This is a genomic window from Tabrizicola soli, assembly GCF_015999335.1.
In the GTDB taxonomy this organism is placed as follows: Bacteria; Pseudomonadota; Alphaproteobacteria; order Rhodobacterales; family Rhodobacteraceae; genus Tabrizicola; species Tabrizicola soli.
In genome coordinates, this window is sequence record NZ_JAEACP010000005.1 from 83665 (window position 1) to 106663 (window position 22999).

The 22999-nt window shown below is 71.0% G+C and carries 23 protein-coding genes; 16 read left to right on the forward strand and 7 right to left on the reverse strand.

Annotated elements, in window-relative coordinates:
- Window positions 1-15: 15 nt before the first annotated feature.
- Both I7S92_RS05770 and I7S92_RS05775 read left to right on the forward strand, forming a co-directional pair.
- Entirely contained in the window at window positions 16-996 is a 981-nt protein-coding gene (locus I7S92_RS05770; RefSeq protein WP_197642538.1) for a class I SAM-dependent methyltransferase, read from the forward strand.
- A 9-nt stretch (window positions 997-1005) separates the two neighbouring features.
- A complete protein-coding gene (locus tag I7S92_RS05775) occupies window positions 1006-1818 on the forward strand; it encodes an SDR family NAD(P)-dependent oxidoreductase (RefSeq protein ID WP_197642539.1) in 813 nt (270 codons plus the stop codon).
- Here I7S92_RS05775 and I7S92_RS05780 read toward each other — a convergent pair whose 3' ends face one another.
- Window positions 1819-2208: a hypothetical protein gene (locus I7S92_RS05780; protein WP_197642540.1), complete on the reverse strand. Its 390-nt coding sequence runs from the start codon at window positions 2206-2208 to the stop codon at window positions 1819-1821. It abuts the gene before it with no gap.
- A gap of 76 nt (window positions 2209-2284) precedes the next feature.
- Between I7S92_RS05780 and hemF the strand changes: the two genes are divergently transcribed.
- Genes hemF through I7S92_RS05795 form a run of 3 tightly spaced genes read left to right on the forward strand, consistent with a single transcriptional unit; the run spans window position 2285 to window position 4114 of the window.
- On the forward strand, window positions 2285-3145 hold the full coding sequence (hemF, locus tag I7S92_RS05785; RefSeq protein WP_197642541.1) for an oxygen-dependent coproporphyrinogen oxidase: 861 nt from the start codon (window positions 2285-2287) through the stop codon (window positions 3143-3145).
- Window position 3146: 1 nt separating this feature from the next.
- A complete protein-coding gene (locus tag I7S92_RS05790) occupies window positions 3147-3758 on the forward strand; it encodes a LysE family translocator (RefSeq protein ID WP_197642542.1) in 612 nt (203 codons plus the stop codon).
- Between the two features lie 2 nt (window positions 3759-3760).
- Window positions 3761-4114: a hypothetical protein gene (locus I7S92_RS05795; protein WP_197642543.1), complete on the forward strand. Its 354-nt coding sequence runs from the start codon at window positions 3761-3763 to the stop codon at window positions 4112-4114.
- Here I7S92_RS05795 and I7S92_RS05800 read toward each other — a convergent pair.
- The gene (locus I7S92_RS05800; protein WP_197642544.1) at window positions 4105-4755 is read right to left on the reverse strand and encodes a YceI family protein; all 651 of its coding nucleotides are present in this window, start codon (window positions 4753-4755) and stop codon (window positions 4105-4107) included. The genes I7S92_RS05795 and I7S92_RS05800 overlap by 10 nt on opposite strands.
- Window positions 4756-4870: 115 nt before the next feature.
- Here I7S92_RS05800 and I7S92_RS05805 point away from each other — a divergent pair, with 115 nt between their 5' ends.
- Window positions 4871-6280: an FAD-binding oxidoreductase gene (locus I7S92_RS05805; protein WP_197642545.1), complete on the forward strand. Its 1410-nt coding sequence runs from the start codon at window positions 4871-4873 to the stop codon at window positions 6278-6280.
- A 69-nt stretch (window positions 6281-6349) separates the two neighbouring features.
- On the opposite strand, the gene I7S92_RS05810 is transcribed toward I7S92_RS05805, so the two are convergent.
- Both I7S92_RS05810 and I7S92_RS05815 read right to left on the reverse strand, forming a co-directional pair.
- The gene (locus I7S92_RS05810) at window positions 6350-8407 is read right to left on the reverse strand and encodes a caspase family protein (RefSeq protein WP_197642546.1); all 2058 of its coding nucleotides are present in this window, start codon (window positions 8405-8407) and stop codon (window positions 6350-6352) included.
- The gene (locus tag I7S92_RS05815) at window positions 8407-9024 is read right to left on the reverse strand and encodes a hypothetical protein (protein ID WP_197642547.1); all 618 of its coding nucleotides are present in this window, start codon (window positions 9022-9024) and stop codon (window positions 8407-8409) included. Before I7S92_RS05815 ends, I7S92_RS05810 begins: the two co-directional genes overlap by 1 nt.
- 177 nt (window positions 9025-9201) lie before the next feature.
- On the opposite strand from I7S92_RS05815, the gene I7S92_RS05820 reads away from it, so the two are divergent.
- The 6 genes from I7S92_RS05820 to I7S92_RS05845 all read left to right on the forward strand — a co-directional run bounded on the left by I7S92_RS05820 (window position 9202) and on the right by I7S92_RS05845 (window position 17098).
- Complete coding sequence (locus I7S92_RS05820) at window positions 9202-10479, forward strand: S1C family serine protease (protein ID WP_197642548.1); 1278 nt, start codon at window positions 9202-9204, stop codon at window positions 10477-10479.
- Between the two features lie 25 nt (window positions 10480-10504).
- Window positions 10505-11194: a response regulator transcription factor gene (locus I7S92_RS05825; RefSeq protein ID WP_197642549.1), complete on the forward strand. Its 690-nt coding sequence runs from the start codon at window positions 10505-10507 to the stop codon at window positions 11192-11194.
- Window positions 11191-12549 (forward strand): sensor histidine kinase, encoded by a 1359-nt coding sequence (locus tag I7S92_RS05830; protein WP_197642550.1) that lies wholly within the window; start codon window positions 11191-11193, stop codon window positions 12547-12549. The genes I7S92_RS05825 and I7S92_RS05830 overlap by 4 nt, the downstream gene beginning before the upstream one ends.
- 22 nt (window positions 12550-12571) lie before the next feature.
- A complete protein-coding gene (locus I7S92_RS05835) occupies window positions 12572-13996 on the forward strand; it encodes a patatin-like phospholipase family protein (protein ID WP_197642551.1) in 1425 nt (474 codons plus the stop codon).
- A gap of 113 nt (window positions 13997-14109) precedes the next feature.
- A complete protein-coding gene (locus tag I7S92_RS05840) occupies window positions 14110-16050 on the forward strand; it encodes a caspase family protein (protein ID WP_197642552.1) in 1941 nt (646 codons plus the stop codon).
- Between the two features lies 1 nt (window position 16051).
- Window positions 16052-17098: a S1 family serine peptidase gene (locus tag I7S92_RS05845; RefSeq protein WP_197642553.1), complete on the forward strand. Its 1047-nt coding sequence runs from the start codon at window positions 16052-16054 to the stop codon at window positions 17096-17098.
- Window positions 17099-17303: 205 nt separating this feature from the next.
- On the opposite strand, the gene I7S92_RS05850 is transcribed toward I7S92_RS05845, so the two are convergent.
- Entirely contained in the window at window positions 17304-18128 is an 825-nt protein-coding gene (locus tag I7S92_RS05850; RefSeq protein WP_197642554.1) for a hypothetical protein, read from the reverse strand.
- Between the two features lie 106 nt (window positions 18129-18234).
- Window positions 18235-18909 (reverse strand): hypothetical protein, encoded by a 675-nt coding sequence (locus I7S92_RS05855; protein WP_197642555.1) that lies wholly within the window; start codon window positions 18907-18909, stop codon window positions 18235-18237.
- Window positions 18910-19027: 118 nt separating this feature from the next.
- On the opposite strand from I7S92_RS05855, the gene argE reads away from it, so the two are divergent.
- Entirely contained in the window at window positions 19028-20176 is a 1149-nt protein-coding gene (gene argE / locus I7S92_RS05860) for an acetylornithine deacetylase (RefSeq protein ID WP_197642556.1), read from the forward strand.
- Between the two features lie 84 nt (window positions 20177-20260).
- On the opposite strand, the gene I7S92_RS05865 is transcribed toward argE, so the two are convergent.
- On the reverse strand, window positions 20261-20644 hold the full coding sequence (locus I7S92_RS05865; protein WP_197642557.1) for a MerR family transcriptional regulator: 384 nt from the start codon (window positions 20642-20644) through the stop codon (window positions 20261-20263).
- Window positions 20645-20745: 101 nt separating this feature from the next.
- On the opposite strand from I7S92_RS05865, the gene I7S92_RS05870 reads away from it, so the two are divergent.
- From I7S92_RS05870 to I7S92_RS05875, 3 genes are read left to right on the forward strand one after another with little or no spacing between them, the layout of a single operon-like run.
- The gene (locus I7S92_RS05870) at window positions 20746-21177 is read left to right on the forward strand and encodes a PaaI family thioesterase (protein ID WP_197642558.1); all 432 of its coding nucleotides are present in this window, start codon (window positions 20746-20748) and stop codon (window positions 21175-21177) included.
- Complete coding sequence (locus I7S92_RS23135; RefSeq protein ID WP_242070089.1) at window positions 21174-21668, forward strand: PaaI family thioesterase; 495 nt, start codon at window positions 21174-21176, stop codon at window positions 21666-21668. Before I7S92_RS05870 ends, I7S92_RS23135 begins: the two co-directional genes overlap by 4 nt.
- Window positions 21665-22975: an MATE family efflux transporter gene (locus tag I7S92_RS05875; RefSeq protein WP_354001307.1), complete on the forward strand. Its 1311-nt coding sequence runs from the start codon at window positions 21665-21667 to the stop codon at window positions 22973-22975. Before I7S92_RS23135 ends, I7S92_RS05875 begins: the two co-directional genes overlap by 4 nt.
- The last annotated feature ends 24 nt before the right edge of the window (window positions 22976-22999 follow it).

Below are 22999 nucleotides of genomic sequence, written 5' to 3' on the forward strand. Positions count from 1 at the left end.
CGGGGCCTGAGTCCCATGCGGTCCGCCCGTCTGTCCCTGGCGCTGGAAAGCGGCGCGCTAGTCCTTCCCGGCGAGGGCCGGATCGCCGTCTATCGGCCCCGGATCGGTGACAGCCTCCTGGCGCTGCCGCAGGAGCGGGTGGTGGTGCTGACCGGGTTCCGGCCGGACCACGACCATTTCGCCAGGGCCTATGCGGTTGCCCCCGCGCCGCCCTATGCCGCCGCCATCGTCTGCCTGCCGCGCAGCCGCGAGGCGGGGCGCGCGCTGATCGCGCAGGCGGCGGCCGAGGTGGCCCCCGGCGGCTGGGTCGCGGTGGACGGACAGAAGACCGACGGGATCGACACGGCGCTGAAGGACCTGCGCAGGCGGGTGGAGCTGTCGGAGAGCCTGTCCAAGGCGCATGGCAAGCTCGCCTCGTTCCCGGTGGGGCCCGACCTGTCGGACTGGCGCGCGCAGCCGTCGCGGGTCGGGGGATTCCAGACCCTGCCGGGGGTGTTCTCGGCCGACGGACCGGATCGCGGCTCGGCCCTCCTGGCCGGGGCGCTGCCGGCCAGGCTGGGCGGCAAGATCGCCGATCTGGGGGCCGGCTGGGGCTATCTCGCGGCCGAAATCCTGAAGCGGCCGGGGGTCAAGCGGCTGGACCTGGTCGAGGCCGAGGCCGATGCGCTGGCCTGCGCCAAGGTCAACGTGGCCGACGAGAGGGCGCGGTTCCATTGGGCGGATGCGACCCTGTGGAAGCCCGAGAGCCTGCTGGACGCGGTGGTGACGAACCCGCCCTTCCACACCGGGCGCGAGGCAGACGCCGGGCTGGGTGCCGGGTTCATCCGGGCGGCGCGGCGGATGCTGGCGCCGGATGGCGGGCTCTGGCTGGTGGCCAACCGCCACCTGCCCTATGATGCGGTGCTGGCCGAATGCTTCCTGGAGGTGCAGGAGGTGGCCGGCGATGGCGCCTTCCGCGTCATCCACGCCATCAAGCCCAGGCGGGCGAAACCCTAGAGGCAGTGCATGTCCTTTTCCGTCAGCGGCAAGACCGCCATCGTGACCGGCGCGGCGGCCGGCATCGGGCTTGCCATCGCGCGGCACCTGGTCGACAAGGGCGCGAACGTGATGTTCGCCGACATCGACGAGGCCCGGCTCGAGGCCGAACTGGGCGAGGAGGCCCGGGCCGAGGGGCCGATCCGCATCTTCGCCGGCGACCTGACCGAGAAGCTGACCATCGCCAACCTTCTGTCGGCCACCGTTGATGCCTTCGACCGGCTGGACATCCTGGTGAACGCGAACCGCAAGATGATGGTCTCGGAGGTGCTGAACCCCGAGGCCGACGGGGTCGAGGAATTGTGGCGTCAGAACGTGCTGTCGGCGCTGCGGATGTCGCAGATGACGGCGAAGCGGATGATCCAGCACGGCCAGCGCGCGGGGCTGGAAGAGGGCACGATGCTCGGCTCGATCATCAACATCTCGTCGATCGCGGCGCAGGCGACCCGGCCCGAGCTTCTGGGCTATTCGATGGCGGCGGCCGGGATGGACCAGATGACGCGCTCGCTGGCCGTCGCGCTGGCGCCGAAGGGGATCCGGGTCAACGCGGTGGCTTTCGGCAGCGTGATGAGCGCAAGCCTGCAGGTGGCGCTGCGCGACAACCCGGATTACCGCGAGATGATCACGGCCGCCACGCCGCTCGGCCGGATCGCCGCCCCGGCCGAGCTGGCCGAGGCGGTGCAGTTCCTGGCATCCGACGCGGCGGGCTTCGTCACGGGGCAGGTGCTGACCGTGGACGGCGGGCGCGGCATCCTGGACGTGGCCTGCGCGCCCTCGCACTGATCATTCCGGGTAGACCGCCTTGCACTGGGCGATCAGCGGCTGCGCCTCGCGCGCAAGTTCGCGCCGCTTGGCCTGCAGGCTTTCCAGCTTCCGCGCCTCTTCCCGCAGGTCGATGGCCTTGGGCCGGGTCTTCGTGACCGGCTCGCGGTCGAGGCACATATGCGGCGGGCGCGGCGGTTCGCCCGGTTTCGAATGGGAATGGCACCAGTCCCATTCCATTTCGTAGACCGTGATCGTCTCGAGCGCATAGCCCCGGTCGAGGTTGGTCTCGGTCTCGGCGATCAGGCGGTCGACGGTGCGCAGATCGCGGGTGGAGCGGTTGATGCATTGCTCCTGCGGGGTGCCGCAGGCGGCCAGCAGGGCGCAGAGCGTAAGGGCAAGACGTTTCATCGGGATCCCTCCTTGCGGCGGTGGAAAGCGGATCGCGGGGATGCTAGGCAGGGCCGGAAGCAGCCGGAGGCAGAGGATGACCGATCTCTTTGACAGCCGCAAGGCCGAGGCCGCCGCCTGGTTCCGGGGCCTGCGCGACCGCATCGTCGTGGCCTTCGAGGCGCTGGAGGACCGGCATGCCAAGGGCACTCCGGGCCGGTTCGAGGTGACGCCGACGCAGCGCGCCGATGGCGGCGGCGGGCTGATGAGCGTGATGCGCGGCGGCGGCGTCTTCGAGAAGGTCGGCGTCAACTGGTCCGAGGTGCATGGCACCCTTGGCGAGAAGGCGCAGCGCGCGATGGCGGCGCGGGGCGTGCCGGGGATGGAGAGCGACCCGCGCTTCTGGGCCAGCGGGATCAGCCTGGTCGCGCATATGGTGAACCCGCATACCCCGGCGGTGCACATGAACACCCGGATGTTCTGGACCCCCGGCGCCTGGTGGTTCGGCGGCGGGGCGGACCTCAATCCCTGCATCGAATATGCCGAGGATACCGCGCATTTCCACGGGCAGATGCAGCGCGCCTGCGATGCCCATGCGCCGGACTACTACCCGCGCTTCAAGGCCTGGGCCGACGAGTATTTCTTCGTCCCGCATCGCGGAAGGGCGCGGGGCGTGGGCGGCATCTTCTACGACGACCTGAACACGGGCGACTGGGAGGCGGATTTCGCCTTTACCCGCGACGTCGGCAGCGCCTTCCTGCCGGCCTTCCTGCCGGTGACGGAACGGCGCATCGCGACCCCCTGGACCGAGGCCGACCGCGAGGTGCAACTGGTCCATCGCGGGCTTTATGCCGAATACAACCTGGTCTACGACCGGGGCACCAAGTTCGGGCTCGAGACCGGGCACGACGCCAACGCCGTGCTGATGAGCCTGCCTCCGGTCGCGAAATGGCCCTGAGGTGGGTGCGGACAGCCTGACCTCGTTCCTGCTGGCGGCGCTGGTACTGGAGCTGACGCCGGGCCCCAACATGACCTGGCTTGCGCTTCTGACCGCCACGGCCGGGCGGAGGGTCGGGCTGGCGGCGCTGACGGGAATCGCACTGGGGCTGGCCCTGCAGGCGGTGTTGGCCGTGGTGGGGGTCGCGGCGCTGATGGCGGCCTGGCCGGGGCTGTACCGTGTGCTGCATCTGGCGGGGGTGGGGTTCCTCCTGTTCCTCGCCTGGGAAAGCTGGCGCGATTCGGGCGATCCGGCGCATCACCGGCCGGGCGGGGGCGAGGACGGGGCCGCCGGTTTCCGGCGCGGTCTGGTGGCGAACCTGTTGAATCCGAAGGCGGCGCTGTTCTTCGTGACCGTGCTGCCGGGATTCCTGCCGCAGGCGGCGAGCGCGGGGGCGGCGCTGGCGCTGTCGGCGGTCTATGTGGCGCTGGCGACGGCGGTGCATCTGGTGATCGTGCTGGCGGCCGGGTCTCTGGGCGGATGGCTTGCCGATCCCGCGGTTTCGGTCAGGATGCACCGGATCCAGGCGCTGGCGCTGGTTCTGGTGGCGGTGTGGCTTTTCTGGCGGGGGTAAGGATGGCGGATATCGTGGTGAAGGCGGCCTATGGCTCGGTCGTCGAGGACGAGGGGATGCTTTTCGTCGGCTTCGCCGAGGGCGAGGACGAGGAGGAGAACTATGCGCTGTTCCGCCAGCCGCTGGGGGGCGGGCCGGTCTGGTTCGAGGTCGGGGACGAGACCTTCGGGACCGAGGACGGGATCGATTCGGTGACGCTTGGTCCCGAGGGGCTGGAGATCGCGATCGCCCCCGCCAAGCGCGCCGCTTTCGGTTTTGCCGGGAGCGTCGCGGTCAGGATCGGCGCGGGCTGCGAGGATGCGGCCCCGGCGCTGGAAGCCCTGCGCAGGATGCTGGGCGCGCGGTTTCAGGGCTGAGCGGGCTTCGGCGCTTCGGGGTTCATGAGCTCGGTCTCGATGAAGACCTGCACCGCGTCCGAGACGCCCATGGTCGTGCCGGGCTCGGGGATGCCGTTCGTGATCCCGAAATCGGACCGTTTCAGCGTGGTCTCGATCGAGAATCCCACCCTTGCCCCGCCGGGGTCCTGCGCCATGTGGCCCCAGCCGCCATTGTAGGTGGCGTGCAGCGTGACGGGCCTGGTGATCCCGTTCAGCGTCAGCTCGCCGCTCACATCCGCCGTGCGCTCTCCGGTCAGCGTGACGCGGGTCGAGGTGAAGCTGGCCCTGGGATGCGCGGGCGCGTTCAGGAAATCCGGGCCCGAGACGAGGGCGTTGAAGTCGTAGGTGGGGTCGTCGTTGTGGGTTTCCAGCGAGGCCAGGTCCACGCTGGCACTGACCTGCATGGTCTCGGCTGCGTCGGGGTCGAACTCCAGCGTCGCCTCGACCTTGGTGAACAGCGCCATGAAGCGCGAGAAGCCCAGGTGATCGACGAGGAACCAGAGCCGGGTATGGGCGGGATCGGTGCGGTATGTCCCTTTGGGCGGGGTGCCGAGGTCGGACATGTCCTGCGCAGCGGCGGGCAGGGTGAGGAGGGCGGAGAGGAGGAGGGCGCGGAGCATGGCGGTGCCTTTCGCTGTGCATGGTTAGCCTATTGGCTAACAAATCCCCCGGTCAAGCGCGCTGTTCCGTTCGGCCGCGCCATGGGCTAGCCTTCGCCCGGTCACGGGGGAAATGATGGCGCTGATCGAGGATCTTCGCGCGGCGGTTGGCGCGGCGCAGGTGCTGACCGGGACGGACATGGCCCGCCATGCGCGAGACTGGCTGGGCAAGTACCAGGGCGCGCCGGTCGCTGTGGTCCGGCCGGGCTCGACCGCCGAGGTGGCGGCCTGCGTCCGGGTGGCGGCGGCGCATGGGGTGCCGGTGGTGCCGGTCGGCGGCAATACCGGGCTCGTGGGCGGGACGATGACCACGGGCGGCGTGATGGTCAGCCTGGAGCGGATGAACCGCATCCGGGCGGTGAAATGCGACGCGCGGCTGGTGGTGGCCGAAGCCGGGGTTATCCTGTCGCGCCTCCACGACGCGGCCGAGGCGGAGGGGCTGTATTTCCCGCTGTGGTTCGGCGCGCGCGGCTCGGCCATGCTGGGGGGCGTGCTGTCCACCAATGCGGGCGGATCGAACGTGCTGCGCTATGGCAGCACGCGGGGTCTCTGCCTGGGGCTGGAGGTGGTGCTGGCCGACGGGCGGGTGCTGGACCTGATGGGCGAGCTCCACAAGGACAATTCGGGCTATGACCTGAAGCAGATGTTCATCGGGGCCGAGGGGACGCTGGGGATCATCACGGCGGCGGTGATGAAGCTGGTGCCCCTGCCGCGCGCCCATGCGACGGCGACGCTGGCCGCGCGCTCCGTGCCGGATGCGCTGGTGCTCCTGAACCGGATGCAGGAGGCGACCGGGGGAAGGGTCGAGGCGTTCGAGTTCATGCCGCGCTCCTATTCCGAACGGCTGCGCGAGGCGCGGCCCGACCTGGGCCTGGCCTTCGACCATATGCCCGAGGTCACGATCCTGATCGAGGCGGCGACGACGGTGCCTGCGGAAGCCGAGCCGGACGCCACGGGCGAGGTGCCGCTGGTCGCGCTTCTGGAACGGGTCCTGGCCGGGATGCTGGAGGAGGGGCTGGTCACCGATGCGGTGATCGCGCGGAGCGAGCAGCAGCGCCGGGCGATGTGGGCGCGGCGCGAGGCGGCGGCCGAGCTTTGCCTGGGGCTGGGGCCGATCGTGGACACGGATGTCTGCCTGCCGCTGGACCGGGTGGAGGCCTTCCTGGTGCAGGTCCTGGCGCGACTGGAGGCGCTGGACCCGGGGGCCCGCAGCCTGACGGTGGCGCATCTGGGCGACGGCAACCTGCATTTCACCGTCTTTCCGACCGGCGATGATGCCGTGCTGAAGGACCGGGTGCTGGAACTGGTCGAGGATGCGGTCGAGGAACTGGGCGGCAGTTTCTCGGCCGAGCATGGGGTGGGGCTGTCGAAGCTGCCCTCGATGGCGCGGCGCAAGGACCCGGTTGCGCTGGAGGTGATGCGGGCGGTGAAACGCGCGCTGGACCCGGAGGGACGGATGAATCCCGGCAAGGTGATCCCGGCGTAGCAGTCGTCTTTCAGGCGGTCCTCGCCGTTGCCGGGTAGGGTGGGTGATTCACCCACCTTGCGCTTGCGCCTATTCGGCAGCCACCGTCCTGAGATCGAGCTGCAGGATCGCGGGACCCGGTCCTTCCGCCGCCTCCTCGCCCAGGGCCACCGCGCCGCGTGTGGTCTCGCCGAACCCGGCCTCGGCCAGCGCCGCATCGATGCCGCTGCCGCCGAGGCTGCGGCTGGTGTCCAGTGCGTCCTGGGCCAGATAGCTCAGGTCCTCGACCGGACTTTGCGGTTTGGCGGGCGTGACCACGACCAGCATCCGCTCCTGTCCCAGCACCGAATCGGAAATCTTGAACAGGCCCTTCTTCAGTTCGTCCCCCGGCTGCAGCCGGCCCGAGAACCAGTGGCTGATCGACCAGTCCGCGCCGATGTAGAGGACGTTCACGTCCACCGGCCCGTCGCTGCCGTTGCGGGCGAGGACATGCACCTCGTCCTCGGGCAGCAGCGTCGGGACCGGGGCGAAGGGCAGGGGGCGCAGGGTGCGGTCCTCGGGCGTGCGGGTGAGGAGTTCGACCTCGACCTCCAGATCGCCCGCGCCCACCGCCGCGCCGAGCTTCATCAGGTTCTGCGCCCTGGCCATGGTGGTCAGCGTGTCGGCCAGCGTCGCCGCGAGCTCCGCCCCGGACTTGTCGGCGGTCGAGACCGAGGGGGTCGCGGGCGGATCCCCGGCAAGGCCGGTGGCGGGCAGGACCCAGATCGCCTCCGGGCGGGGGCTGTCGGGCAGGACGGCGAGGCGGAGGTCGGCCTCCTGGTCCGGGGGAACGAAACTCAGCCGGGGGCCGGCGCTGGCGGTCAGCTCCTCCAGCGCGGAAAGGAGCGCGTCGGCGGGGGGCGAGCCCGCGGGGGGCAGGGCGACGGTCAGGGTGAAATCCAGCGCCTCGTCCAGCTTGCGCAGGGTGACGCCCCTGGGCAGGTCGGCGGGCAGGGTCTTGCCGTCCCGTTCCACGGGCGCGCCGGTGGCGGTGAAGGTGTCGACCGTCGTCAGCTGCACAAAGCCCAATGCGGCATCGTCGGCATCGGCCGCGCTGGCCAGCACCGCCAGCACTTCGCCTTCTGTAAGGCCGTGCAGGCTGCCTGCGGGGATCACCAGCCCGGCCCCGGTCGCCTCGGCCTGCCATTGCGCGACGCGGGCGCCGCCGGTGCCGGAGAAGGCCACCTGATCCAGATCGCCCTCGAACAGCGGCGTCGAGCGGGCGAGGTTCTTCACCGCATAGCGGCGCAGGACCTCCTGCCCGATCTGGGCATAGGTCGCCTGCGGATATTCGGCCAGCACCTCCATCAGCGTCCAGGTGAAGACGCCCTGCGGCTTCCGTCCCGGCTTGCCCTTGGGCAGGTTCTTCTCGGGCGTGACCTCGTTGGTCTGGGCGGCGAAGAAGGCGACGAAGCTGCCCTCTCCTTCCCCCGCATCGAAAGGGGCCTCGGGCGCGCGCGGGTCGCCGATCGAACGGGTGGTCTCCACCGCCTCGGGGTCGATCCCCAAGGCCTCGGGCGGAAGCTGGCGGGTGCGGACCTCGTCATCGGGGCCATCGAGGCTGCGGGTGACGGTGCCGGAATGGCAGCTGTCGAACACCGCCCAGACATTCGCGCCCTTGCCGCGCAGCCCGTCGATCAGCGCGCCGATCTCGTCATCGACCAGCGCGTTTTCCACCGCGCCGACCTGGTTCGACCAGGGGCCGATGTCGACGGGCAGGAAGAGCTCGTCCAGCCCGTCGAGCTCGCTCGTCGGGTCCAGCGCCGGGGCCTGGGTGCCATGGCCGGAGAAGTGCAGGTAGACGAAATCGCCGGGCTGCACCTTTGCCGTGAGGTCGGCGAAGGCCGCGCGGATGGCGCCAAGGGTGGGCGGCGTGGCGTCGGGAACGCCGTCCGAGAGGAGGGCGACATGATCGGCGGCGAAGGGAACCGGGGCCTCGGTCGTCAGGTAGGTGGCGACGAGCTGCACGTCGTTCGCGGGGCCTTTCAACCACCAGCGTTCTTCCAGGTTCGGATACTGGTTCGCTCCGATCAGGAGCGCGTAGTTCTCGCGCGCCAAGGCAGGCAGGGCGGCAAGGCAGAGGGCGGAGGTGAGAAGCGCGCGCAGCATCAGTTCGTCATCAGCGCATAGGAGGCCGCGGCGGGGCCCTTGTTTTCCACTTTCAGCGTGAAGCGTCCGCCCGTGGCCGGGGTCCAGCCGCAATAGGCGATGTGGCTGATGTCGGTATCCGAGCACACGAGCCGCCCCCTGTCGTCGTGCACGGTCAGGTTCAGGTTGGTGGCGGCCTTCGCCTCGACATAGACCTCGGCATATTCGCCGCCGCGGAACTCGATCGGCGGGTAGGTGTCGTCGCGGCCATCCGCAAGCTGGCCGATGTTGTAGACCGGGCCGGAGGCGACGCCCTTCACCGTCTCGGCGCGGATGTCGTCGATCAGGCCGGTCAGGGCCGCGTCGCCGCTGGCAAGCGGTTCGGCGCTGGCCAACATCTCCTCCCAGGTCAGCGGGGTGCCTGCGGCCGGGCTGCCGCCTTCGGGCGCGCGGTCGCTGGCGGTGGGGGCGAGCGTCTTGCGCAGGCGGGCGGCGCAGAGGATCAGGAGCGGGTCGCCCTGCGCCAGTCCCAACGCATGGAGGCGGGCGGAAAGCTCGGCGGTCTTGACCGGGGAGGGGGTCTCGGCCAGCGCGGGCGGGGCGAGGGTCAGGGTCAGGGCAATGAGGATGCGGCGCATGGAGTTTCCCGGTTCTGTCTGACGGCAGGATGCGGCGCGGCCTTCCGCCTGTAAATGCGGGAATTCCGCATGACGGCCTTTGTCATGTGCCCTGCCGGACCGGCGCTGCTAGCAAGGCGGCAACGAGGCAGGACAAGGTGTTTCACGATGCAGGCAAGGCAGGGAAAAGGCCGCCCGATGCGGTTTGTCGAAGGGGTGGCGGTGCTGGTCGTGCTGGTGCTGGTCGCGCTGATCGGCCCGGCCGAGGCGCAGGCGCTGGACCGGGCGATGGACCGGGTGTTCACCGTGCACAGCGCGGATGCCGAGGACCGTTTCCTCGGCTCGGCCTTCCTCTGGGGCGACGGGACGGTCGCGGTGACCAATGCGCATGTGGTGGGCGAGGCGGGGGAGGTGCGGCTGGTCGACCGGCACGGGGCCGAGGAACTGGCGCTGGTCATCGCGCGCGATGCGGTGCGGGATGTGGCGGTGCTCTCGGTCGCGCCGGGTCGCGAGGGGCTGGCGCTGGCGGATGCGGTGCCGGGGCTGGGGGATGAGGTCTTCGCGCTGGGCGCCCCCCTGGGGGTGGAGTTCACGCTGACCGAGGGGCGGATTTCGGCGACCGCGCGGCAGGTGGACATCACGGTGCCGCTGCGGCTGCTCCAGCATGACGCGGCGGTCAATCCGGGGTCCTCGGGCGGGCCGCTGGTGGATGCCGGGGGGCGGCTTCTGGGCATGAACAGCCAGATCGCCGACGGCAGCCGGATGTTCGTGGGCATCGCCTATGCGATCCCGGCCGCCGATCTCGCGGTGATCGTGCCGGGACTGGTCGCCGAGACGCTGGCGCCCCTGCCGAAGCTGGGGCTGATGGCGCGGCCGGTGGACCGGCAGGTGGCGGCGGCGCTGGGCGTGCCGGTCGGGGGCCTTCTGGTGGACGGGGTCGAGACGGGCTCGCTGGCCGGGGCCTCGGGTCTGGCGGCGGGGGATATCCTCTTGGCGGTGGACGGCGTGGCGCTGGATCAGCCGGGGGAACTGGCCTTCGCGCTGGAGCGGGCGGGGGACGGTGCGGTGCTGACGCTGCTGCGGGATGGAAAGCTGCTGGAGCTGGCGCTGTCACTGGTGGCGGAGGACGCGGGCGGGCTGCGGCTGCGCGAGCTGGGACAGGCCGCGCCGGTGGCGGTCAGGTCCTACCGGCTGGCGGCGCTGGGTGTGGCGCTGGACGCGGGAGGCGTGGTGACGGGGGTGACCGAGAACTCGCCCGCGCTCTTCGCCGGGCTGGCGCAGGGCGACCGCATCCTGACGGTGAACGGCGCGGCGGTCGATCTGGCGGGCTATGAGATCACCAGCCCGGTGCTGATCCTGGTCGCGGCGCCGGGCGGTGCCACGCGGCACATCTACCTCGACCCCTGGGGCGAGACCGGGGGCCTGCGGCCGGTGGGCGGGGCGAATGTGCTTGACCCGGACGTGGTCGTGTTCTGAATGATCGTTGAGTGAAGGCGGGGCCATGCAAGACCGTATCCTGATCGTCGAGGACGACCCCGAGACCGCCGCCGCCGTGCGGGCCGAGGTCGAAGGCCTGGGCTGCGCCGCCGACCATCGCGACACGCTTGAAGGCGGGATCGCGGCGGCAGTCTCGCAGCCCTACCGGGTGATCGTGCTGGACCGGATGCTGCCCGGCGGCGACGGGGTCGAGGCGATGGCCAGGATCAGGGCCGGGGGCTCCTCGGCGCTGATCCTGATCCTCTCGGCGCTGGGCCGGGCGGCGAACCGGGTGGAGGGGCTGGAGAAGGGGGCGGACGACTACCTGCCGAAGCCCTTCGAGCCCGAGGAGTTGCGCGCGCGGCTCAGGGCGCTGTTGCGCCGGGGCACGATGCAGGTGCTGGACAACGACCTCCTGGCCTTCGGCGAGCTGGAGATCCGGCTGAAGGCGCGGACGGTGCATGTTAGGCGCGCGCATGTCGCCGTCAGCCCGAAGGAATTCGAGCTTCTGACCTATTTCGCCCGCAATGCCGGGCAGGTGGTCACGCGGATGCAGCTGCTGGAGAACGTCTGGAACCTGCATTTCGACCCCGGCACCAATGTCGTCGACGTCCATGTCGGCCGCCTGCGCCGCAAGCTGGAGGAGGCGGGCTCGCAAGCGATCCAGACCGCGCGGGGCGAGGGCTATGTCTTCGCGCCGAAGGTGGGCGGGTGACGCTGGCCCGGCCGATGGCGGCGCGGGTGACGCTTCGCCTGGCGGCGCTGATGGCGCTGGCGGTGACGCTTCTGTCGCTGGGGGCGATGGCGCTGCAATACCGGCTGGTCGAGGCGCGGCTGATGGCAGCACAGCGCGCGGCGCTGGCGGCGGATCTGGCGGGCTTCGGCGCGCTATACGACCAGCGCCGGATCATCGCCTTGCGGCAGGCGATCGAATACCGGGCGACGGCGGCGACGGGCGAGGAGATGCTGGTCCTTCTGGACCGGCAGGGCGCGGCGCTGGCGGGCACCCGGGTCGCTTGGCCGGCGGGCGTGGTGACCGAAGGTGAGGGCTTCGCGGTCGAGCCGGCCGGGATCATCCTTGACGGCGGTTCGCGCTGGCTGGCCGTCGCGCGCGATCTGCCGGGGGGCTTCCCGCTGCTGGTGGCGCGAAGTCTTCGGCCGGTGGACGAGACGCTGGCGGCGATGCGGCGCGGGATGCTGGGGCTCTTCGCGGCGCTTCTCTTGGCTGGGGGCGGGGTCGGCTGGCTGGCCGCGCGCTCGGTCATGCGCCGGATCGGGCGGCTGAACGATCTGGCCGACCGGGTGGCCGAGGGTGCCCTGGACGCCCGCCTGCCGGGCGCGCGCAGTGGGGATGAGTTCGGCCTTCTGGAAACCCATGTCCATGCGATGCTGGACCGGATCCAGAACCTGAACCGGGCGACGCATCGCCTGTCCGACACCATCGCGCATGAATTGCGCACGCCCCTGAACCGGATGCTGCAGAAGCTCTCCCGGATCGAGGGGCAGGAGGAGGTGACGGCCGGGCTGAAGGCCGAGATGCGGCAGGCGATCCGCATGTTCGACTCGCTTCTCGACATCAGCCGGGCCGAGGCCGACGCCGGGACGGGCGGCGGGCTGGTGCCGGTGGACCTGTCGGCGGTCGTGGCCGAGGTCTGGGACCTCTACGAGCCGCTGGCCGAGGACAAGGGGCTGGCGACCGGGGCACGGGTCGCGCCGGGGCTGCGGGTGCTGGGCGACCGCAACCTGATCGCGCAGCTTCTGTCGAACCTTCTGGACAACGCGGTCAAGTATTGCGCGGCGGGCGACCGGCTGGAGCTGGACCTCTCCACGGCCGGGGACCGCCATGTCCTGCGCGTCGCCGACAGCGGGCCGGGCCTGCCCGAGGAGATGCGGGCCGAAGCCTTCGACCGCTTCACCAGGGCCGAGCGCGACCGGGGGACCCCCGGCCACGGCCTTGGCCTTGCACTGGTGCGCGCCATCGCCGCACGGCACGGCGCGCGGCTGGTCCTGCCCGAGGGCCCCGGATTTACCCTTGAAATCCATTGGCCAAGGCTTCAGCAATCCGACTGAGCATTTCATCCACGGTTTCCCGATGCGGCGCGCCCTTGTTCCCCTGCTTGTGCTTCTTGGCTGCGCCCCCTGGAACCAGCCGACGAACCAGCCCCTGCAGGGCGAGAACGCGCCGCTGTCGGATCCGGGGACGGGGGAGGGCGAGCATTACATCGGCCTCGCCTTCTCGGGCGGCGGATTCCGGGCCACGGCCTTCGCCTATGGCATGCTGGAGGAGTTGCGCGCGGCGGGGGCGGGGCCGGAGGGACTTCTGGACGAGGTGCGGCTGGTCTCGGGCGTGTCGGGCGGCTCGATCATGGCGGCGCAGTTCGGGCTGCATGGGCCGCGGGGACTGGACGGGTTCCGCGCCTTCCTGGCCAGCGACGGCGAGGCGCGGATGGTCACCTCGGGCTTCAACCCGCTGACCATCGTCAAGGGCGTGGCCGGGGGCGTGAACGGGCGCGACACCTTCGGCCGCACGCTGGACGAGACCCTGTTCCACGGCGCGACCTTCGCCGACCTGCGCCGCTCCCGGATCAAGACCTGGATCAACGCCACCGACATGGCGAACAACACGCCCTTCCTGTTCAGCCCCGAGACCTTCGACGCGCTCTGTTCCGACCTGTCGCAGGTCCGCCTGTCCGAGGCGGTTGCGGCCAGCGCGGCCTATCCCCTGGTCTTCACCCCCATCGTGCTGAGGGCGCATCAGGGCGACTGCGCCTATCGCGAACCCGACTGGCTGACGGCGGCGCGCTACAATCCCGAGGCGACGGCGGCGATGCGCGCCCATGCAAGGGCGCTGGAAAGCTATACCGATCCGAATGAGGTGAAGTTCGTCAAGCTCCTGGACGGGGGGATCACCGACAATTTCGGCACCACCGGCCTGGCGGTGGAGCGGGCGCGGGCCGAGGTTCCCTATGCGCCCCTGACGGCGGAAGAGGCGGTGAAGCTGAAGCGGATGCTGTTCCTGGTCGCCAATGCGGGCGTGGAATCGGACTACGGCTGGACGCAGAAGGTCGCGGGGCCGGGGGGCGTGAACCTGGCGATGTCGATCGCGTCCAGCGCGATGTCGGCGGCCTCGCGCTCGGGCTACGATTCGATGCGGGGCGAGCTCAGGCTGTGGGAGATGGAACTGATCGAATGGCGCTGCGCCCTGCCGCTGGCGGAGGTCCGGCGGCTGCGCGGCGATACCGGGGGCTGGGATTGCCGGGATGTGAAGCTCTTCGTCGGCGAGGCGAGTTTCGCCAGCCTTCCCTCCGATCTGCGCGACGAGATGAACCGGGTGCCGACCCGGCTGAAGCTGGAGGGCGATCAGATCGACAAGGTGATCGCGGCGGGGCGGATGGCGGTCAGGGCGACGCCGGAGTTCAACGGGTTCCTCGCCTCGCTGGACGGCAACGCGGTCGAGACGCGGATCGAGGCGGGGATCGCCTCGGGCGGGCGGCGGGTGCTGCCGGTGGGGAACTGAGGCGGGCCTGAAATTTTTCGCCGAAAAATTTCAGGCTGATGGGCCGGTGACAAATTCCGTCATGCGCGGCGGGGCACTTGTTCCATCCCGGCGCGCGGATAGAGTTTGGCATCATGCGTGGCCTTCTCCATCCGCTCCTCTGCGCCCTTGCCCTGTCCGGGTCTCCTGCCCTGGCCGAGGTGCGGGCGGTTCTGGTCGGGGTGGGCGACTATCTGGTGCTGGACGCCGACCTGAAGGGACCGGCGAACGACGTCCGCCTGATGGCCGGGACGCTGGCCGCGCGGGGTGTTCCCGCCGGGGCGATGATGGTGCTGACCTCCGATCCCTCGGGCCTGCCGGCGGGGGTGGCGACGGGTCCGCCGCTGCGGGCCGGGATCATGGCGGCGCTTGACGCCGCGGCGGCGGAATCGCAGCCGGGCGACACGCTGGTCTTCTATTTCTCGGGCCACGGCGCGCAGGCGCCGGACATGTCGGGGGATGAGGGCGGGGGCCATGACGAGATCCTCCTGCCCGCCGACGCCTTGGGCTGGAAGGGCGCGATCGGGGCGGTCGAGAATGCGATCCTGGACGATGAGTTGCAGGAATGGGCGCAGGGCGCGCTGGCGCGGGGCGTGCGGGTCGTGGGGCTGATCGACGCCTGCCATTCGGCCACCGGGTTCCGGGCGCTGGGCGCGGGGGGCGTGGCGCGGGTGGTGGAGGAAGGCCTGCTGGGCATCCCCGAGGATGTGGCGCCGGTCGTGGGCGATCCCCTGCCGCCCTTGAGCGGGGAGTTCGTGTTCCTCTATTCCTCGCAATCCGACCAGCGGTCGTTCGAATATCCGATGGCCGACGGCACATGGCATGGCGAGTTCACCCTGCGGCTGGCCCAGGTCCTGCGCGAGGCGCCGGGGGCAAGCTGGGCACAGGTCCTGGCGGCCACGACCGAGGCGATGGTGCAGGGCCCGGCCCGGCAGATGCCCGAGGGCGAGGGGCCGCTCCTGGAGGCGCAGGTCTTCGGCGAGGGGACGGGCGCGACGCGGTGGCCCGTCGTCGCCGGGAAGCTGGAGGGGGGCCTCCTGCAGGGGTTGGCGCAGGGGGCCGAGGTGGCGGTCTACGCGGAAGCCTCGGGCGGGGAGCCGCTGGCGGTGCTTGCGCTGGTCCGGGTGACGGCGCGCGAGGCGCGGATCGCCGGGGTGGTGCCCGAGGGCGCGGCCTGGGCCGAACTGGTCAGCGCCCCGCCGCCCGAGCCCCTGGCGCTGGCCGCCCCGGTGCGCGCCGATCCGGACGACGGCCGGGACTATGCCGCCTGGACCGCCGCCCTGCCGCCGCCGGGACCGGGGCCCGATCTGGTGCCGATCCTGGTGGACGGGGGGGTGGCGCTGGCCGGGGCGGACGGGGTGCTGGACCCGGCGGGGCCCGGCTCCTCACCCCGGATCGTGGCGGGTGACGGCGAGACGCCCGGCGAGGCGGTGGCGCGGATGCTGGACCAGGCGGCGCAGGGGCTGCGGCTGCGCGAGGTGCTGGCAGGTGCCACCGGGCGCGGGCTGACCGCGACCCCGCCGCTGACGATGACGGTGGAGCGGCGGGCGGCACTGGGTGGCTGCGGCACGGTGGGCGAGGCGGAGGCGTTCGATCCGGCAACGGGGGTGGCGCCCTGCGACCAGCTCTGGCTGGTGCTGAAGAACACCGGCGGCAAGGCGCAGGACGTCTCGGTCCTGTATTTCGCGGCGGATTTCGCGGTGACGCCGATCTGGCCCATGCAGAATCTGGCGAACCGGCTGGCCCCCGGCGAAACCACCCGCGTCGGCCTGATGATCGAGGAAGGCAGCGCGGCGGGGCTGGAGGAGATCTGGGTGCTGGCGGTGCCGGCCGATCCCGCAGCGCCCCGCGTGGACCTGACGCGCCTCGCCGCGCCCGAGCGGGCGCGCGCGGCCGGGACGGATGCGATGTCGCTCTGGCTGGAGGGTCGGCTGGACCCTGAGGCGCGGAGCCGAGGCTTTACCCTGAAACCCGCCCCGCTGGTGATGCTGCGCCAGCTGGTGCGCCTGACCCCCAAGATTGCCATGGAGAATTGAGATGCGGAACGCCCTTCCCCTGCTTGCCCTCGCCGTCGCCCTCACCGTCCCGGCCCAGGCCGAGGAGACGGGATTTGCCGTGCCCAGGGCGGTGACGGCCTCGCCCTACGAATATGCCAGGTCCGGCGCCAAGGCCGAGCGCGCGAAGACGGCGGATGCGGCGGGCGCCAAGGTCATCGGCGGCGAGGTCGCGGCCGAGGGCGCCTGGCCCTGGCAGGTGGCGCTCCTGATCGCCGGGGCCGAGGTCGGCACGGATGCCCAGTTCTGCGGCGGCTCGCTGGTCATGGACCGCTGGGTGCTGACGGCGGCGCATTGCATCCACATGCCGCAGGAGGATGGCAGTTTCGCCGACCTCATGCCGCAGGAGGTCGCGATCCTGGTCGGCACCAACGCGCTGCAGCCGGGCAAGGGCGACCTGATCCCGGTCGAGGCGATCTTCCGCCACCCGTCCTATTCGGGCGCCCAGTTCGATTTCGACATCGCGCTGGTCAAGCTTGCCCGTGCGCCGAAGGTGCCGTTCCAGACCATCGAGGTGCCGGACGCCGAATACGGCGACATCCTGAACCGGCAGGGCGTGACCACGATCGTCACCGGCTGGGGCCTGCAGGAGGGCGCGATGGCCTCGCCGCAGTTGCGGCAGGCGCAGATCCAGGTGCTGGACCGCGAACTGTGCAATTCTGCGATGCTGGAGGCGATGGCCGAGGATGCCGCGGGCGGCTTCGGCTATGCGGTGCAGACGCTGGGGGTGGGCGAAGCGGACGCCTATGCGATCTGGGACGAGCTTCTGGCCCGCGCGCCGAAGCCGGTGAGCGAGAACATGATCTGCTCGGGCACCTTCGAGGGTGGCAAGACCAGTTGCAACGGCGACAGCGGCGGGCCGCTGGTCGTGCCGCTGGAGGATGGCGGCTATATCCAGGCCGGGATCGTGAGCTGGGGCCTGAGCGCCCGGTCGGGCCAGGGCTGCGAGGAGACGGCGCTGTTCTCGGCCTATACCAACATCTCGCATTTCGTGCCCTGGCTGAACGAGGTGATCGCGGCCAATCCCTGAGTTCGGCCCGTTCAATCGAGCGCGTTCCGCGCAAGCCTTTTCTCTCGCTCCCGCGCGTGAAGAACGCGCAGGGGCGAGGCTGGTGGGGTTTCACCCCCGATCCCCCGGAGTATCTGCAAAAAGAACAAGATGGGTCGCCTTGCGGTGTGACGCAAAAGGCCCGGGACGCGCGCGCCCCGGGCCGTGCTCTCCGCCGCTGGCGGGGTCAGTTCGTCATCAGGTAATAGCTGTTCCGCACCCCGCCCATGTTCTGCACGGTGACGTAGAAATAGCCGTCCCAGGCCGGGGTGAAATCGCAGTAGAGCTTGTCGGACCAGCTGACGTCATAGCAGATGACATTGCCGTTCTCGTCGGTGACGGCCACGTCCAGGTCGGCGTCCCCGTCGCCGACGATGGCGACCTCGGCGTAGGAATTGCCGTAGAACGGCACCTCCCAGACATCGGTTTGGCCGGCCGGCAGGCGCGAGAGCCACTGCACCGCCCCGCCGATCCGCCCGCGCGAGCCTTCGGCCATGGCGTCGTCGATCAGCCCGAGGAGCGCCTCGTCCCCGGCGGCGAGTTCCTTGGCCTTGGCGAACATCGCATCGGCGGTGACCGGGGCATCGGCCGCGCCTTCATCCTCGGAGGTGGCGTTGAAGAAGGTGGCCTTCCCGGCCGCGCGGGGGCTGCCGTCGTTCATCATCGGGGCGGGCGCCGCGGGGGCGGCGGGGGCGGCCTTCTTGCGGAAGCTTTCCTGCCCGCCCTCGGCGAAGACGACCTTGGCAGGGTCGAGGGCGGCGGGCTCGGCCGTGGCGACCTCGACCGAGGCGGCCAGCTTGGCGGCGGCGAGCACGGTGATCGCATCGCCCTGGGCGACGCCGGTGGCGTAGAGCTCCTGCGCAAGGCCCATGGTGGTCGCGCCGCCGGGGGTGGCGCCCTCGGCCGAGGGGCCGACGTTCGCGCCGGACTTGTCCTGCGCCATCAGCGGAAGCGAGAGCGCGGCCAGCATGGCGGTGGTGGCAAGCGCGAGGGAAAGGCGTTTCTGCGTCATCTCGTTACCTTCTTGAAAAAACCGGCCCGGAACCGGCCGGACTGACCGCATCCTTGCAGGGAGTCACGCGTTTGAGAAGGTGGCACCGCGTGACAAATGCCGTCACTCAGTTTCCGATCAGCCGGTAGCTGTTCACGCTTGCGCCCGGATTGCGGATGGTGACGGTGAAAAAGCCGTTGCGGGCCGGCGTCAGGCTGCAGAGCGCCGGTTGCGCGCTGGCCGGGCGGGTGCACAGGGTGGCGCCGGTCTCGTCGGTCAGGGCAAGGGCCAGCGGACCGTCGCCATCGCCGATCAGGCCGATCTCGGCCGCGACCTCGCCGAAGAGGGGCAGGGTCCAGCGGTCGGTCTGGCCGGGGGCAAGCTCGGCCGTGGCGACAAGGGCGGTGGGCAGGGCGCCGTGCGGCAGCTGGGCGTCCAGGGCATAGACCAGGTCCTGCAGGTCCGGGTCCTCGCCCGCGAGGTTGCGCGCCATGGCCATCGCCGCCTCGCCGCCCGGATCGGGCGCGGCGGGAGCGCCGGGGGGCGCGTCCTGCGGGGCCTTGCCCCCGGTCTCGCGGGTCCAGCCAACGGCGGGGCGCTGGCTGATCCCGCGCGCCAGCCGGATCGCTGCCAGAAGCGCCATGACCTCGCCCCGCTCCAGCGCCGCCTGCTGCGCGCGCTGGGCCAGCACCAGCCGGGCGGCGCTGCCGGGCGCGCCGCCGGCGGGGCGCGAGAGGTTCGGCGCCTCGGCCAGGGCGGGCAGGGCGGCAAGGGCAAGGATCGGCAGCAGGCGCAGGGTCATGGGCGGTCCGGTTCGGGCATGGGGTCCGTTGTGGCAAAGAGGGGCGGCAGCGGCAAGCCCGCGCGACCTTTCCGAGGCGCGCGTTTCGCGCTAGCAGGTGGCAAAGGGGAGAAAGACGATGCGCGGGATACTCGACCGGCTGGTGGGTTTCGACACGGTAAGCTCGAAGCCGAACATCGCGCTGATGGACTATGTGAAGGACCTCCTGGAAGGCGCGGGGATCGCGGTGACGCTGGTGCCGGACGCGGAGGGCGGCAAGGCGAATCTCTATGCCACCACGGGACCGGAGGGGATGGGGGGCGTGATGCTCTCGGGCCATACCGACGTGGTGCCGGTCGAGGGCCAGGCCTGGACGAAACCGCCCTTCGCGCTGACCGAGGAGGCGGGGCGGTATTACGGGCGCGGCACGACCGACATGAAGGGCTTCGTCGCCTGCGCGGTCGAGGCGATGCTGCTGGCCGCGCGCCGGCCGCTGCGGGTGCCGCTGCACCTGGCGCTCTCCTACGACGAGGAGGTGGGCTGCATGGGGGTGCGCAGCCTGATCGACCTGCTGGCCGCGGCCCCGGTCCGGCCCCGGTTCTGCATCGTCGGAGAGCCGACCGGGATGCAGGTCGCCACCGGCCACAAGGGCAAGGTCGCGCTGCGGGCCAGCTGCACCGGGCGCGAGGGACATTCGGCGCTGGCGCCCCTGGCGCTGAACGCGCTGCATCTGGCGGCGGATTTCCTGGGCGCGGTGCGGCGGCTGCAGGCCGAGGTCGCGGCGACGGGGCTGAAGGACGGCGATTACGACGTGCCCTACAGCACGCTGCATGTCGGCAAGATGGCGGGGGGCGTGCAGGTCAACATCGTACCGAACCATGCCGTGCTGGATTTCGAGATCCGCGCCCTGGCCGGCGAGGATGTGGCCGCGCTGATCGCCCGGCTGGAAGCCGAGGCCGAGGCGATCGTCGCCCCCTTGCGCGCCGAGTTCCCCGAGGCCGCGATCCGGGTGGAACGGCTTTGGGACTATCCGGGGCTCGGCACGCCCTCGGATGCGGAGGTGGTGAATTTCGTCAAGGGGCTGACCGGGGCGAACGGCACGATCAAGGTGGCCTTCGGCACCGAGGGCGGGCTCTTCGACCAGCGGCTGGGGGTGCCCACGGTGATCTGCGGTCCGGGCTCGATGGCGCAGGGCCACAAGCCGGACGAATTCGTCTCGGTCGAACAGCTGGAGCTGTGCCGGGGGATGCTGGATCGGCTGGTGGATCGGCTGGAAGGCGGGTTCTGAGGGCGGGGCACCGATTTCTTTAAAGAAATCGTGACGGAAATCGAAGATTTCCGGTGCGGATTTTGGAAAAATCCGCGCGCCGCATCAATCGTCGGGCAGGCGGTCCAGTTCAGCGACCGCCGTTTCCCTCAGGGCGCGCAGGTCGGCGAGGGTGCTGTCCAGTTCCTCGCGCTGGCGTTCCAGCGCCTGCAGCTGGCGGTCGGCGAGGGCGAGCCAGGCCTGGAGCTGCGGCCGCTCGCCCTTCTTGCCGTAGATCAGCAGCCACTGGCGGATCTCCTCCAGCGAAAAGCCGAAGCGGCGGCCGCGCAGGATCAGCTTCATCCGCGCCACCTCGCGCGGGCCGTAGAACCGGGCGCGGCCTTCCTTCTCGGGGGCCAGAAGCTCGATATATTCGTAATAGCGCAGGGTGCGGGGCGTCACGTCGAACCGGCTGCACATTTCCTTGAAGCTGAGGCGGGTCTCGGTCATCTGCGCCTCCTTTCGTCCTGCAGCCTAGGCGCAAGCGGTCGCACGGCGCAACGGTGACGCTGGGGCTTGCGTTCCCCGCGGGCTGGCGGTTTGATCGCGCCATGCAAGATCGCGACATCCTGACCATCGCCCGGCAGTTCATCGAGGCGCTGCCGCACAGCCGGGCGCTGGGGATGCGGCTGGAGGAGATGGGCGAGGGCTGGGCCCTTCTGGCGATGCCCTACGACCGCAAGCTGGTGGGCGATCCGCAGACCGGGGTGATCCATGGCGGCGCGGTTTCGGCGCTGATGGACACGGCCTCGGGCGCGGCGGTGCTGTGCCATCCGCAGGCGGGGTTCTCGACCGCGACGCTGGACCTGCGCATCGACTACATGCGCCCCGCGACGCCGGGCCAGACGATCCGGGCCCGGGCGGAGTGCCACCATGTCACCCGCAGCGTGGCCTTTGTCCGCGCCGTGGCGACGGATGACGACGCGGACCGGCCGGTGGCCATGGCGACCGGGGCCTTCACCATCGAGCGGGGCGCGCAATGAAGCGGCCCGAGCCGGTCCATGTGGTCAAGCAGCGGCGCGAGGGGCTCTTGCGCACGCTGGTCGATGCGGTGCCCTATATCGCCTTCCTCGGCATCCGGTTCGACCGGCGCGGCGACGAGCTGACGGCGGTGCTGCCCTACAAGGAAGAGCTGATCGGCAACCCGGTGCTGCCCGCCCTGCATGGCGGGGCGACCGCCGGCTTCCTGGAGATCGCGGCGATGATCGAGCTGTCGTGGTCCACCCTCTGGGACGGGGTCGAGGCGCAGGGCGCGCTGCCGGAGGGGCCGCTGCGCCTGCCCAAGACCATCGACTTCACCGTGGATTACCTGCGCCCCGGCCTGCCGCGCGACGCCTATGCGCGGGCGCGGGTCAACCGCTCGGGCCGCCGCTATGCCTCGGTCCATGTCGAGGCCAGGCAGGACAACCGCGCGCGGCTCTTCGCCCAGGCGACCGGGCATTTCCTGATGCCGCCGGCCGAGTCGCCGAAGTGAACGACATCACCCACGGCCGGGTGCTGCGGATCGCGGGGCCCATCGTCCTGTCGAATGCCACGGTGCCGCTTCTGGGCGCGGTGGATACGGCGGTCATCGGCCAGCTGGGCGATCCGGCCATGCTGGGGGCGGTCGGGATCGGGGCGGTGATCCTGGCCACGCTCTACTGGGCCTTCGGCTTTCTCAGGATGTCGACCTCGGGCCTGGCGGCGCAGGCGCATGGGGCAGGGGATCATGCCGAGCGGTCGGCGGTCCTGCTGCGGGCGCTGGTCGTAGGCGCCTTGGCGGGGCTCGCGCTGGTGGCGGTGCAGGCGCTCCTGTTCGCCGCGGCCTTCGCTGTGGCCCCGGCCAGCGCGGCGGTCGAGCGCCTGGCGGGGCAATATCTGGCGATCCGCATCTGGGGCGCGCCCGCGACCATCGCGCTTTACGCGATCACCGGCTGGCTGATCGGGCTGGGCCGCACCCGCGGGGTGCTGGCGTTGCAGGTCTGGCAGAACGGGGCGAACATCGGGCTGGACCTGTGGTTCGTACTCGGCCTCGGCTGGGGCGTGCCGGGGGTGGCCTCCGCGACGCTGATCGCGGAATGGACCGGGCTGGCGCTGGCGCTGTGGCTCGCGCGTGAGGCTTTCGGGCCGGGGTTCCGCGCGGGCATGGCGCTTCTGGGCGACCGGCCGGCCCTGCGCCGGATGTTCACCGCCAGCCGCGACATCATGGGCCGCACGATCTTCCTGCAGCTGTCCTTCACCAGCTTCGTCTTCCTGGGCGCGCGCTTCGGCGACGTGACGCTGGCCGCGAACCAGGTGCTGATGCAGTTCCTCGAGGTCACGGCCTATGCGCTGGACGGCTTCGCCTTCGCGGCCGAGGCGCTGATCGGCCAGGCGGTCGGCGCGCGCTCGGCAAGCCAGACGCGGGCGGCGGCGCGGATCTGCATGCAATGGGGGATCGGCGGGGCCATCGGGCTGGCGCTGGCCTTCGCCCTGACCGGGCCTGCGGTCATCGACCTTCTGACCACCTCGGGCGTGGTGCGGCAGGAGGCGCGAGCCTATCTGCCCTGGCTGGTCGCCGCGCCGCTGATCGGCATCGCGGCCTGGATCTATGACGGCATCTTCATCGGCGCGATGCTGACCGGCGACATGCTGCGGGCGATGCTGGCCTCGGTCGCGGTCTATGCGCTGGCGCTGGCCGTGCTGGTGCCGCTGGCGGGCAACCACGGGCTCTGGGCGGCGCTGATGGTGCTGAACGGGACGCGGACGCTGACCCTGTGGCGGCTCTATCCCAAGGTCCCGGCGCTGGCGGCCGGCGGCTGAGGCTTGCCTTTTCCCGTCGGGAAA